This is a genomic window from Desulfopila sp. IMCC35006 (assembly GCF_005116645.1).
Classification (GTDB): domain Bacteria; phylum Desulfobacterota; class Desulfobulbia; order Desulfobulbales; family Desulfocapsaceae; genus Desulforhopalus_A.
Window position 1 is genome coordinate 199,253 of the sequence record NZ_SWCM01000003.1, and the last position, 12,661, is coordinate 211,913.

Genomic DNA, 12,661 nt, shown 5'->3' on the forward strand with positions numbered 1-12,661 from the left:
CTTCATTTGATAAATCCCATAGTAAGAATTGCCGCAAAGACCACCAGGATACTGGAAGTCAATACAAACTTGGGCACCAGGTTCATCTTAAACCTGGCCATAATCGATTCTACCAGCCCAATTGTCATATACACCAGCACCACGATGCCATAAAAAACGGGCAGATTCAGCAGACCACCAGAAGGACTCAGCGGACAGACAATCATCGCCAGAAAGGCGGAATAAAAAAACAGTTTATAAAACGAGCCAAGCTCTATAAGTGCAAGATCAGGACCGCTGTGATCAAGGACCATCACCTCATGAATCATGGTCAGTTCCAGATGGGTGGCCGGGTCGTCAACCGGGACCCGGGAATTTTCCGTCAGCAGCACGATAAAAAGAGCGACGATCACCAGCAGCAAGAGCGCACCGGCCGGGCCCGTCAGACTGATCGGATTGGCCCCGGTGAAATACTCACCAAAACTGAGCGAGTGGGTCATCCGGTAGAAAAGAATCAGGACTGCAAAAATAGAGGCTTCGGCGAGGGTACCAAAAAATGCCTCGCGGGCGGCCCCCATGCCCTGAAAGGGCGATCCCGTATCGAGCGCCGCGGCAATGGTAAAAAATCTTCCCGTGGCCAATACATAAAACAGCACCAGAACATCGCCATGGAAAGACAGTACTGGAGCAATTGCTCCCAGGGGAAAGAACAGCAGGATCATGATTCCCCCGGCAAGGGAGACAATAGGCCCCAATTTGAAGACAAAACTGGTGGTCGTACTGTAGACCGATCCTTTTTTAAAAAGTTTCATCAAGGTGTAGTATTTAATCAATAAGGGTGGTCCTTTTTTTCCCGCAAAGAGCGCCTTTACCTTTAAAATAATGCCGGGGAAAAGTGGCGCAGACAGGAGCGCTATCAAGATTGAGACAAAAGATTCCATACTCGTTCCTTTCTATATCAAGCCATTGTTTTTCTAGGTGATAAACTCTTAAACGTTTGCGCTGCAATGAAGGAGATCGGACTGCTGTGCCCCTTTGGTACTGTTTACGACGCCATCAGATAAATAGGATCAGCAACAGAATCAGTATCGCAACAATGATATAGCCGATATAGAGCTGCACATTACCGTGCTGAATCCAGCGAAATTTACCAAGAAGCGATAAAAGAGGCAGGGCCAGCCCCTGTCTCATGCCGACTTCGGCGACATCCTCCACCCAGCTCGCATATCGTGTTCGTTCGGGAAAGATTTTTTTCAAGCGGACTTCCGTCTCTCTTGAAAGAGCAAAGGGGCGGAAAAAATCGATTACACTGCGGGAAAACGACGCCCCGGTATATTGAATTCTCGTGGTCGGCCTGGTAAACCCGCACCCCCAGGTAGGTCCCGCGGTGTTCTCCTTGCGCCGGTACAAGGCCTTTCTGAGCAGAATAACCGCAAAGATAATGATCAGAAAGAGGCGGGAAGCAAAGCCAAGATTGGTACCGATGGTCTGCACCAGCTGCGGATCGACCTGACTGACAAAGGAAACATCTGCCAGACCACTGAAGGCAAGGGTGATAAAGGGGGCAGGAAAGATGCCGATGCCCAGACAGGCAATTGCCAGCAGCGAGAGCGGAACGGTCAGGGTCCAGCCGCCATCGGTTGCCAGTCGAACCTTCTCGGTACGGGGTTCGCCGAGGAAGACAATACCCACGACCTTGGTGAAACAAAAGGTGGCCAGGCCGCCGATTGCGGCCAGGGAAATGATCGCGATAATAGACAGCAGCAGGTTTATATGGTTGTATTTCAGGCCCTGGAAAGCGGCAAAATAGATTAAAAATTCACTGACAAATCCGCTGAAAGGGGGGAGCCCGGAAATTGACAAGGAACCGGCCAGAAAAGTTTTTCCGGTAATGGGCATCCTCTTCATCAGGCCACCCAGCAGGTCAACACGGCTGATGCCCGTTTTTCTGATGACGGCTCCCGCGCCGAGAAACAGCAGTGATTTAAAGATAGAATGGTTCAGGACATGGAGAAGGCACCCGGCAAAGCCGAAACCGGCCATCAAACTGTTGCCTTTGGCGATGCCGATCATACCGAATCCGGCCCCCATGAGAATAATCCCGATATTTTCCACGCTGGAATAGGCAAGCATTCGTTTAATGTTGCGTTTACCCAAGGCATACAATACCCCGAGCAACCCGGAAATCATGCCGAGGATGAGCACTGTCTGGCCAAGGCGAATGTCCGTTGCCCCAAGCATGAAGTACATTCTCAGGATCCCATAGATCCCCATCTTGATCATAACCCCCGACATGATTGCCGAAATATGACTGGGTGCGGCAGGATGCGCATGGGGCAGCCAGATATGCAGGGGGAATACTCCCGCCTTCGACCCAAAGCCGAGAAAAGCCAGAAAGAAGACCACCAGTTTGGCACTGTCCGGAATGCCGACAACCCGACTGAAATCAAAGCTGCCGTTATGGCTGAAGATCACCCCAAAGGCGGCAAATATGAGCAGGGCGCCACCCTGGGCAAACAGAAAATACAGATAGCCCGCCGTTCTGGTTTCCACCTTTTCATAATCATACATGACCAGGAAATAGGAAGAAATCGACATAAGTTCCCAGACCAGGGCAAACGCGAGCATATTCGAAGCGGCTGTCACCAGAGCCATTGAGACAATAAGAATATTGGTGAAAAAGTAACTCACCGCGGTCTTCAGGGAGTTCTCCGCGCGCTCGAAATAGAAGAAACTATACATGGCGGCCAGAGGACAAATCAGAAAAACAGGCAGCAGAAAAAATAAACTGAGTGAGTCAAAGGAAAAAGAGAGCGTAAATACATGCTGCCAGGCCCAGGACCAGGCCAGACTCTCAGGCGAAGATGCGGCGGAGAGGAGCGCAGACAGACCGGAAATACAGCCAACTGCGGTAACGCTGACATAGATACATTTGGTCAGCACAAAGTGACGAAACGTCAGAAGAGGTATTGTTCCTCCGACGACGATAATGGCAAGGGATAGTAGAAAAAAATTCATCGATTCTCAAATAGTATTTTTCTTGTTGTCCGCCCTCGCAATCAAATCGGCATGCACCGATTTGCCTCACTCAGACGGGCTTTCACGCCGGGCCTGATGCCCCCAAACCGGTCAAGGCGCCGTCCTGCCACCGACCAGGCGACCTATACATAACATTGTTTTTCCTGGGCCATCAGCGCGACAAACAGATCGTCCTGCTGCAGCCGATTACGGCTCTCATCATCCTGTCTTCCGCTCCGCTGGCAAAATGCGGCCCACGGCACGAAATAACGTTCGCCTCTGCCCTTGAAAGGTGCCACATCAATATCCAAACCGGCAATGCACAGCAGGTTTGCTGGTTGTCTCTCCCCCTCTGTGTTGAGTATCTCTTCTACTAAGCGGGTAAATTCATTTTTCAAATGGAGGACTGCCGCCCGGAGCTGGGGATTTGCATGGGTTACAATGCGATTCATAGCGGGCAGGAGTGTTTTGATAAAGGTACTCATGCTGCCATCACTGCCGCTGTCGCCAATACCGGAGGCAGATTGCGATTTTTCCTTAAAAGCGAACAGATCGGCGGTCAGCCATGCGCCAATTCGCTGAACTTTTCCTTTCTTCCAGGAGAAATGGGTGTCACGGAGATACAGTAAAAACTGTTCGGAAAGCGGGAAGGACACGAAAGAGTCGGCAGCCATGACCGGCACGAAGTTACCGTTCTCGTCGGGATCGGTAAATTTATCCAGGCGGATTTTCAAATTCTTCCCATCGCTCTTCAGACTTTCGCCAATTAGGTTCGCCGGCAGGGTGACGTGATAGATACCGGCCTCTTTACAGGTGAGGTAAATATGATTTTGAGCGAATTGATATTGCAGCAGATAGGGGGCTATAAAATGCGATACCGTGCCCTCGGTCTGACAGTGACTTCTTTCATGAATGAGCGGGCGCGGCAAGCCGCCATACACTCCCCAGCTCGGCTCATAGGGCACCTTTGTCGACAGGATGACGACCGCATCCTGTCCGACGGAACCGGGAAGGTTATCAACCGGACAGCAACAATCCTGAATTGTATGAACCGATACAGGTTCCGGAGTCATGGCAAAACTCTTTTTAAAGCCAAGAGAAAGACAGAAATTCTTCAGGCGGGGAATGAATTCATCATAGGGAATCAACCGCCCGTTGATAGCACAAGAGGCAGGTTTGGCTGTGGAAGAGACTGGGGGATGAGACATTTTGGCAGAGAAGTATGATGACATTGTAACTCCCATGATTGATGTGAGGAACTCGCTCATTCCTCAAAGGTAAATCCATACCATTTCAGCTTAGAATCGCCATTCTCGGGAATATAGGCGACTTCACTGTTATCAATTTGGCTGTGCAGTTCTTTCATCCAGGATAGTGCTTGATTTTTCGAAAAAAACGGTCCAACTTCCGTAAGCGAAGAGATATCGAGCATCCGATATTTGTGGAATTTGGTCACCTCTTCTTTATTCTGAAAAATTCCGATTATAATTTTCACCGTCGATATCCCGGAGAATGATGTTATCTCTGTTTATGCTGTTGCCAGGCCTTTGTTCTTCGTCCGTTCAAAGCATATCGCGTGCCACAATATATACCAAATGTAACAGATTGATATTATGATATTTTAAAGGAATGAAGGTCTGTTCCGGTCAGTTGCGGCGGAGGCTGCATGGGGCATAATGCCCCATGCAGGCGTTATGCCCCACAATATAAAGAGAGGATCCGACGGAATGGGGAGAAGAATCAGGGAAGGATTAATCGGTCAGCTTTTGCAGTTTTCGGTACAGGGTCTTACGATCAATTTGCAGGATCTGGGCGGCAACTGACTGGTTGCTTTGCACAGTTTTCAGGACATGGGCAATATAACGCCTGCTCATTTCCTCAAGAGAAATTAATTCCACCGGATTGCCTGTTTCAAGAAAAATACCACTGCCGGCATGCCGACGGATTTTCTCCGGCAGATCTTCCGGCACAATCTTATCGAACAGGGTCATGGCCACCCCATGCTCCATGGCATTACGAAGCTCCCTGACATTCCCCGGCCACTCGTAGCCGAGCAGCCGTTTGGCCGTCGATTCGGCAAGCCCGGTTACCTTTTTGCCCTGTTTGGCCGCAAAATCGCCGACAAATTTTCCGGCAAGCAGCAGGATATCCGCGCCCCGCTTGCGCAGTGGAGGGATATCTACGGTGATGACATTGAGCCGATAGTACAGATCTTCCCGAAATGCCCCGTCGGCAACAGCCCGGTCAATATCGATATTGGTGGCGGCGACCACCCGAACATCGACGGTTATCTCCTCGTTGCCGCCCACCGGCCGTACGGTCCGCTCCTCAAGGACCCGCAGCAATTTGGGCTGCAAAGACAAGGGAATATCACCAATCTCGTCGAGAAAAAGCGTCCCTCCATCGGCCTCCTGCAGCAAGCCTTTTCGATCCTGCCAGGCATCGGTAAAGGCCCCTTTAACATGACCGAAGAGTTCACTCTCCAGGAGGTTGTCCGGAAGCGCCGAACAGTTTATCGCGACAAACGGGGCCTTCTTTCGCCGACTGTATTCATGCAGCGCCCTGGCGGTGATTTCCTTGCCCGCCCCACTCTCTCCGGTAATAAGCACCGAGGTCTCGGTGTCGGCGATGCGTTCCAGGCGAGAAAACAGATCCTTCATGACCTTGCTCTCCCCGAGCAGCCCGGAAAAAGAGTGGATCCTGGCAAAAGCCTCGCTCAGCACCTGCACCTGCTGCTTGAGGCTGCGGTGGTCCACGGCCCGCTGCAGCGCGACGGCGAGGATATCCAGATCAAGCGGCTTGGTGATAAAATCATAGGCACCGACCCGGAGTGCTTCAATGGCCGTTTCCATGGAACCAAAAGCAGTCATCATTATTACCGGGATTTCCGGCCATTTGGCCAGCACCTCACGACAGACCTGCATCCCGCTGACATCCGGCAGGTTGATATCGGTCAGGATCACGTCCGGATGCTCGGTGTCGATCGCCGCCACTCCTTCCAGCCCGTTTACAAAAGAGCGGGGAGTGAACCCGCGTCTGGACAGCCCGACTTCGAGCATCTCGCACATATCTTTATCGTCTTCAATAATGAGAACGTGGCCGATCATTGTTCCGTCTCCTCGAGTAAAAGAAAGATGGAGAAGCGAGCCCCCTTTGGCCGGCGGTTCTCAACTTCAATCCAGCCATTATGCTCTTCCAGAAGTTCCCGCGCAATGGACAGGCCGAGCCCTGTTCCCAGACCAATCTGCTTCGTCGTGTAAAACGGCGTGAAAATTTCCGGCAACTGATCTTCGGGGATACCATCACCTTCATCGAGTACGTCGATGCGAACCAGTTTCTTCATCTGATCGTCGGTATGCAGCATTGACTTGAGGGTGGTATTGACAATCTCGACCACGACTTCTTTTCCATTCGGCGTTGCCTGAATTGCGTTCATGATAACATTCATAAACACCTGCTGCATCTGTTGGGCATCCATCCGACAAACCATCTGTATTTCAGCAACGGTATGCAAGGTGAGCGTAATCCCCTGTTTTGATGCCATGGGTGAGAGAAGGCGAAAGACCTGCCGAAGGACAGTCTCCACATTTTCGAGGGTTTTCGGGTGGGATTTTTTCTTCCGCGAATAATCGAGCAGCTGTCGAATAATCAGCGTCATCCGTTCGGCCTGGGTCTTGATGATCCTGGCACAACTGATTATCTCATCCGGCTCCAGCGGTTCGGATATGATCATTTTCGCCCTGCCATCGACCACATTAAGCGGGGTGCCGATTTCATGGGCAATACCGGCGGCGATCTGCCCGACTGTCGATAATTTTTCCGTATGCCGCAGCTGCTCCAGGGTTTTTAACCGGGCAAGATGCTCAAAATGAATTTTTTCCTTCGCGATCAGCAATCTGGTACACATATCGTTCATAATGCCAGCCAGGCCGACCAGCTCATCCTCCCCTTTTATTTCCAGATCCGGCATCAGATTGCCCTTGCCTATCTCAACTGCCTTACTGGACAGCTTTTCCAGGGGGCCCCTGATTTTTATATGGATAAAAAAATAAATTATAATACCGCTGATAAGCGCAAGCAGGGTGGTAATTGACAGCGATCGTATAAGCATTCGCTGGATGAATTTCTCCCGCGGCACAAGAGACTGGGTGAGTTGAATTGCCCCGGGCCGGTCTCCCGGAATGTCGACAGCCATAAATGTATACCGTTGTTCCTGGCGATGTTCGTTCAGCGCAGTAAAGGAAAACGGGCTGGATATTTCGTTATTTAGATGGGTCTGCAGTTCAGGAATCACCTGCCCGTGTACTGTCTTCAGTTCATCCAGCCAGACCCAGCGGATGGTTATTAAATGATCGGCACGGTTGGCATCATCAATGAGCTGGATCGCTTTCTCGGGACCACTCTCCTGCCATGTATGCGAAATCATGCCGGAGACGATCCAGCCGATCTGCCTGGCGTTGTCGGCCATATCGATATCGAACTGTTTTAATTCCGCCTCATAATTGACATTGCCATCGATAATCAACATACCGATGATTCCCAAGAGCAGATAGGTGTATATCTTGGAGAACAGTTTCATGGCGAAGAGCTATGGTCTTTTGCAGGAATCGACAAAATATCAGAAGCCGTGACGTTGCAGACTCTTTTTGATTTTAGGGTAAATAACTGCCAGCAGGTCTTCCCGCCCGAGATAGGGGCAGGAGGCATCGTAGGGAAAATCCCGACACTGCTGGGGCCTTGCCGCATGAATTAAACAGCGCTCGCTCAGCTTTCCGTCGAGCAGAAAAATACACGAGCCATCGGCTTTGACCTTGAAGGTATTGCGGTTTTCAATAAATCGCCTGCGCACCTCTCCATCTCTGAGATTAAAGTGGCGCGCAAGCCTGTTGATATCTGTTGCAGTAACAAAGAGAACTGAGCCTGGCAGTCGATAACAACAGATACCAGGACAAAAATTGCAGAACGCTCGGTTCGCCGGTTCTGCCGTGTTGTGTGGAATACCCAATACAACCCCCTCAAGAGGTCAAAAGATTCGTTCCTTTACCCTCCAGAGGCTCGGCACCGGCCACCTTGGCGACAATTTTTCCGGGCCGGGAAAAGCGATCGGCACAGCGGGCAAAAAGCACGCCACTGGTCTTGCTGGCAATCGGTAATGTTTCTCCCCTTCCCTCATTTTTCATGGGATTGCGCACCTCTGCAACCACCTCGCCTTTTACCACCACATCACCCGGCTTTTTCAGAAAAGACAGGATACCCGCAGAAGTTGCGGTGATATAATCAACTCCCTGCAGAGGAGTCGCTTCGGCACAAAGCGCTGGAACTGGCACCCTGTCCCCATCAATCAAACCTCGCCGCTGCAGGAAGAGGTAGAGATTCTGCGCATCCATTTCAGTCATTTTCGGTTCGGTGTCGGCTACCCCGCGCAATTCTACAGTTGCCGAAAGACAGGCAGGCGGAATGGGAAAACCGGCAAATTTTTCGGCCAGCTCCCACCACTGTTTGCTGTTGGCCTCGTCAAAGGGCGTATCTCCGGAGTTATCGGCTAAAAGTGTTACGCCAGCCCCCAGCTGAGCCGACAGATCTGCACCAGCAGGCCAGAGCGATGTCCCCATATACACATGGAGCACGGCCTGATGATCGCAGTGCAGATCAAGAACGATGTCCGCATCGTGGGAGAGGGTCAGGAGCAAAAGCTTCAGGGCTTCAGCTTCGGTAACCGGCTGTTTGGCTGCAAGGATTTCCCCAGTGCATTTTCTGATAAGTTCAATATTTTTCTTTTCATCACCACCGAGCAGGCCGTCAATCTTTTTGGCTATCTCGTCCGTGAGATCATAATAGCGACGATTGAAGTTTATATTATTGGTCGCATCAAAACGGCCCTGAATGATATCGGTCCCCCATTGCGACAGCCCTATTGGATTGGCCACTGGAACAACGATAATCTCTCCCGAAATTCGCCCGGCGGCATCGGCCTGATCAAGGAGTTCAAGCAAACGGCCCGCCACCAGATAACCGGGCGCTTCATCGGCGTGGAGACCAGCCTGGATATAGGCCTTGACGCCACTTTTGTTTGCACCGAAATGGACACTGATAATTTTACGTTCCGTGCCGACAGCCGATATCGGCAGCAGGTGTTCCTGGACTCTTTTTGTGGTCATACGGGGGCCTCAATTTTGGTAACGCTCTGATCGGCCGGCTGCAGATGGCCGTGCCACCTTTTTTCCAACCGCCTGATCAGGAAAACGAAGGTAAAGGTAATCGTCATATAAAAAGCCGCCGCGGTGAGAAACGCTTCATAGGGGCTGTAAAATCGTGAATTAACAATTCGTGCCGCCCCGGTTATATCAATGATGGTAATAACACTGGCAAGGGCGCTGCCATGGAGCATAAATATAATTTCATTGGAATACGCGGGCAGAGCACGCCTGAACGCGCTGGGCAGAACAATCCTGCGCAGCATCAAAAATGTTGACATACCTGCTGCCCGGGCGGCCTCAATCTCCCCATGGGGAGTTGCCACAATGGCGCCACGGAAAATCTCGGTGGTATAGGCACAGGTATTGAGTGAAAACGTAAAAAGGGCACAAAAATACGCCTCTTTAAAGAGCGGCCAGAGAAAACTCTCCTTCAATAAGTCGAACTGGCCGAATCCATAATAGACGAGAAACATCTGGACGAGCAGCGGCGTTCCCCGGAAAAAATAAACAAAGGCCCTGATCGGCGCCTGGACATACTGATTACCGGAAGTTCTGAGCACCGCCAGAGGAATGGCGAAAATAAGGCCGAACGCTAAAGAGATAGTTACCAGGATCAGCGTGTTTTTCAGGCCTTCCAGATAAATATCGATATTGCCGGCAATAATTGAAAAATCCATAGCCTACTCCCTCCTGACGCCGACACTGTAACGCTCTTCAAGATACTTGAGCAGGTAGATGGAGACCGTAGTAATGAGCAGGTAATTGATGGCGACCACGACATAAAAAGTAAACGGCTTACGGGTTGCCCCCGCAGCCATACCCGCCTTGCGCACCATATCATCTAAGCCGATAATGGAAACTAAAGCGGTGGTTTTCACCAGCACCAGCCAATTATTGCCAAAGCCCGGGAGGGCATGCCGGACCATCTGCGGCAACAGGATTCGACTGAACACCTGGATACCGCTCATACCATAGGCATATCCCGCTTCCAGTTGACCTGGATTGACGGCGAGAATGGCGCCCCGGAAGGTTTCGGTCATATAGGCACCGAAAATAAAACCGATGGTAGAAATTCCGGCTATAAAGGGATTGATGTCAATATACGCAGTATAACCAGCCAGGGGGGCCAGTTTATTGATCAGGACCTGTCCGCCAAAATAGACCAGAAGCATTAAAACAAGATCGGGAATGCCACGTATGACGGTAGTATAGACTTTGGCGAGACTGCTCAGTACCAAGGAGCGCGACAACTTGGCCATCGCGCCGAACATGCCTAAGAAGATCGCGATAAAGAGAGAGGCGAGCGAGACTTCGAGGGTCAGAATAGTTCCCTCAAATATACTTGGCCCGTAGCCATGCAGTGAGAACATAGGCTAGGCTACGGGAGAAGGATGATCTATTCTTCCCTGCCGGTCCGATCCGGCAGGGAGGAGGGGGGATTGAGGCTTATTCACCGTAGACATTGAAGTCAAAATATTTATCCTGGATAGTTTTGTATGTTCCGTCAGCCCGAATGGTGTCAATGGCTTTATTAAACATTTCGGCGAGGTCTTTATCTTCTTTGCGAATAGCAATACCGGCACCGTTGCCAAACCATTTCGGGTCATTGAGATCGGGGCCGATGAACATATAATCCTTGCCCTCAGGCTTTTTCAAAAAGCCGTCCGACAGCGCCACACTGTCGGCAAGCAGCATATCCACTCGCCCTGCCGCCAGATCGAGATAGGCCTCGTCCTGGGTGCCGTAGCGCTTGATAGTAACATCTTTGCCATAGTTGTCGGTGAGATATTTGTCATGAATGGTCGCCCGCTGGACGCCAACGGATTTCCCTTTAATCGCTTCGCGTGAGAAATTCTCCATCGTCCCCTTTTTGATAATAAATTTGGCCGGGGTCTGATAGTATTTGTGGGAGAAACCAACTTTTTTGAGCCGCTCTTCGGTGATCGACATCGAGGCAATAATCGCATCATATTTTTTAGCGAGCAGCCCGGGAATGATACCATCCCAATCCTGGGCAACCAGGGTCACCTTCACGCCCATCGCTTTACCGAGAGCCTTGGCGATATCGATATCAAAACCGGCCAACTGCCCATCGGGCTGCACATAACTAAACGGAGGATAAGCACCTTCGACGCCGATGCGTACTTCTTTCCATTCTTTTGCCAAGGCCAAGCCGCTCGCGGCAAGGAACATACACATTGACACTACAGCAAGTATCCGTTTCATTTTTCCCTCTCTGCATTAATTTTTAAACAACCAGTGATTGATGGCATCGTAAAAATCTTCACATCATAGCAGCGACAAAGGTCTGAAACCTTTCTGTTTTCGGAGAATCAAAGACCTCTGCCGGCGTACCGTTCTCAATGATCAGCCCCTGGTCAAGGAAAATAATCCGGGAGCTGACCTCTCTTGCAAAACCCATCTCATGGGTAACGACAATCATGGTCCGGCCTTCAATGGCCAGATCCCGCATAACCTGGAGTACTTCTCCAACCAGCTCCGGATCCAGGGCGGAGGTCGGTTCATCGAACAGGATAACCTCCGGTTCCATAGCCAGAGCTCTTGCTATTGCCGCCCGCTGCTGCTGACCACCGGAAAGATGGACAGGGTAGGCACCAAGTTTATCGCCGATGCCCACCTTCTCGAGATAATGCACGGCTCTCTCCCTGGCTCGCTTACGCTCCTGCTTAAGCACATGCACGGGCGCCTCCATGACATTTTCGAGAATGGTCATATGCGACCAGAGATTGAATTGCTGAAACACCATGGCCAGTTTAGCGCGAATTCGTTCGACCTGCCTCCTGTCCGCAGGCTGGTTTTCGCCCTTGCGATTTTTTTTCATCAATACTTCTTCTCCAGCCACCCTGATAATGCCGCTGTTGGGAATCTCGAGCAGATTTATACAGCGCAGCAGAGTACTCTTACCAGATCCTGACGAGCCGAGTACGGAAATTACCTCACCTTGAGAAGCGGCGAGATGAACACCTTTGAGAACCTCATTTTCACCAAAGCTTTTATGAAGATTTTCGACTGAGATCGCCTGTCGGCTGCTGTCCATGAGGCCCTTTGCTCTAAGCTGGTTGAAAGATAGATGTGACTACATTAATGTAACTGCTGATATAATAAACAATTCCCTGAATTGTCAAACCGAAAGCACCCTCCTGCAAAGTTTTACCCCCACTTCAAAAAATGAATTGCACTTCTCTTTAAATTTGTTGCACAATAAACGGATAAGAGCCATTGACATTATGTCCGGGAGACCAACAATATAGCTCAGGTTTGACCTCCAGCAACTTTAACATAACTTATTGTCTGGACAGATTTTTTTTACGTTTTGCATCGCACTGTAATTTTAATTTTATTTTTGGCCCGGCGACGAAAAAAAAAGCATTGCTCAAGCTTCGCAAATAATGTATGTACGCAAAAATAAATTCACCGATATGCAGTCACCGAAAGACACGTTCAAT

At 50.4% G+C, this 12,661-nt stretch carries 12 protein-coding genes; all 12 read right to left on the reverse strand.

Annotated features, from left to right (window positions below; translation table 11 throughout):
• Positions 1–2: 2 nt before the first annotated feature.
• The 12 genes from FCL47_RS07110 to FCL47_RS07165 all read right to left on the reverse strand — a co-directional run bounded on the left by FCL47_RS07110 (position 3) and on the right by FCL47_RS07165 (position 12,252).
• Positions 3–920, reverse strand: coding sequence for a respiratory chain complex I subunit 1 family protein (locus tag FCL47_RS07110; RefSeq protein WP_136812791.1), 918 nt, complete (start codon positions 918–920; stop codon positions 3–5).
• Positions 921–1,035: 115 nt separating this feature from the next.
• Complete coding sequence (locus FCL47_RS07115) at positions 1,036–2,997, reverse strand: proton-conducting transporter membrane subunit (RefSeq protein WP_136812792.1); 1,962 nt, start codon at positions 2,995–2,997, stop codon at positions 1,036–1,038.
• A gap of 143 nt (positions 2,998–3,140) precedes the next feature.
• Entirely contained in the window at positions 3,141–4,229 is a 1,089-nt protein-coding gene (locus FCL47_RS07120; RefSeq protein WP_136812793.1) for a hypothetical protein, read from the reverse strand.
• 32 nt (positions 4,230–4,261) lie between these two features.
• Positions 4,262–4,492, reverse strand: a complete 231-nt coding sequence (locus tag FCL47_RS07125; protein WP_136812794.1) for a hypothetical protein — start codon at positions 4,490–4,492, stop codon at positions 4,262–4,264.
• Between the two features lie 256 nt (positions 4,493–4,748).
• The gene (locus FCL47_RS07130) at positions 4,749–6,104 is read right to left on the reverse strand and encodes a sigma-54 dependent transcriptional regulator (protein WP_136812795.1); all 1,356 of its coding nucleotides are present in this window, start codon (positions 6,102–6,104) and stop codon (positions 4,749–4,751) included.
• Positions 6,101–7,576, reverse strand: coding sequence for a sensor histidine kinase (locus tag FCL47_RS07135; protein WP_136812796.1), 1,476 nt, complete (start codon positions 7,574–7,576; stop codon positions 6,101–6,103). Before FCL47_RS07135 ends, FCL47_RS07130 begins: the two co-directional genes overlap by 4 nt.
• Positions 7,577–7,615: 39 nt before the next feature.
• On the reverse strand, positions 7,616–8,002 hold the full coding sequence (locus FCL47_RS07140; protein WP_136812797.1) for a YkgJ family cysteine cluster protein: 387 nt from the start codon (positions 8,000–8,002) through the stop codon (positions 7,616–7,618).
• Between the two features lie 10 nt (positions 8,003–8,012).
• Entirely contained in the window at positions 8,013–9,155 is a 1,143-nt protein-coding gene (locus FCL47_RS07145; protein ID WP_136812798.1) for a succinylglutamate desuccinylase/aspartoacylase family protein, read from the reverse strand.
• Positions 9,152–9,871, reverse strand: a complete 720-nt coding sequence (locus tag FCL47_RS07150) for an ABC transporter permease (protein ID WP_136812799.1) — start codon at positions 9,869–9,871, stop codon at positions 9,152–9,154. Before FCL47_RS07150 ends, FCL47_RS07145 begins: the two co-directional genes overlap by 4 nt.
• Positions 9,872–9,874: 3 nt before the next feature.
• Complete coding sequence (locus FCL47_RS07155; protein ID WP_136812800.1) at positions 9,875–10,564, reverse strand: ABC transporter permease; 690 nt, start codon at positions 10,562–10,564, stop codon at positions 9,875–9,877.
• 76 nt (positions 10,565–10,640) lie between these two features.
• Positions 10,641–11,420, reverse strand: coding sequence for an ABC transporter substrate-binding protein (locus FCL47_RS07160; protein ID WP_136812801.1), 780 nt, complete (start codon positions 11,418–11,420; stop codon positions 10,641–10,643).
• Between the two features lie 58 nt (positions 11,421–11,478).
• The gene (locus FCL47_RS07165; RefSeq protein ID WP_136812802.1) at positions 11,479–12,252 is read right to left on the reverse strand and encodes an ABC transporter ATP-binding protein; all 774 of its coding nucleotides are present in this window, start codon (positions 12,250–12,252) and stop codon (positions 11,479–11,481) included.
• Between the last annotated feature and the right edge of the window lie 409 nt (positions 12,253–12,661).

Excerpts from the sequence above, each read along its gene's own strand:
- FCL47_RS07110 (WP_136812791.1), bottom strand. The coding sequence starts at position 920 with ATGGAATCTTTTGTCTCAATCTTGATAGCGCTCCTGTCTGCGCCACTT.
- FCL47_RS07115 (WP_136812792.1), bottom strand. The coding sequence starts at position 2,997 with ATGAATTTTTTTCTACTATCCCTTGCCATTATCGTCGTCGGAGGAACA.
- FCL47_RS07120 (WP_136812793.1), bottom strand. The coding sequence starts at position 4,229 with ATGTCATCATACTTCTCTGCCAAAATGTCTCATCCCCCAGTCTCTTCC.
- FCL47_RS07130 (WP_136812795.1), bottom strand. The coding sequence starts at position 6,104 with ATGATCGGCCACGTTCTCATTATTGAAGACGATAAAGATATGTGCGAG.
- FCL47_RS07135 (WP_136812796.1), bottom strand. The coding sequence starts at position 7,576 with ATGAAACTGTTCTCCAAGATATACACCTATCTGCTCTTGGGAATCATC.
- FCL47_RS07145 (WP_136812798.1), bottom strand. The coding sequence starts at position 9,155 with ATGACCACAAAAAGAGTCCAGGAACACCTGCTGCCGATATCGGCTGTC.
- FCL47_RS07150 (WP_136812799.1), bottom strand. The coding sequence starts at position 9,871 with ATGGATTTTTCAATTATTGCCGGCAATATCGATATTTATCTGGAAGGC.
- FCL47_RS07155 (WP_136812800.1), bottom strand. The coding sequence starts at position 10,564 with ATGTTCTCACTGCATGGCTACGGGCCAAGTATATTTGAGGGAACTATT.
- FCL47_RS07160 (WP_136812801.1), bottom strand. The coding sequence starts at position 11,420 with ATGAAACGGATACTTGCTGTAGTGTCAATGTGTATGTTCCTTGCCGCG.
- FCL47_RS07165 (WP_136812802.1), bottom strand. The coding sequence starts at position 12,252 with ATGGACAGCAGCCGACAGGCGATCTCAGTCGAAAATCTTCATAAAAGC.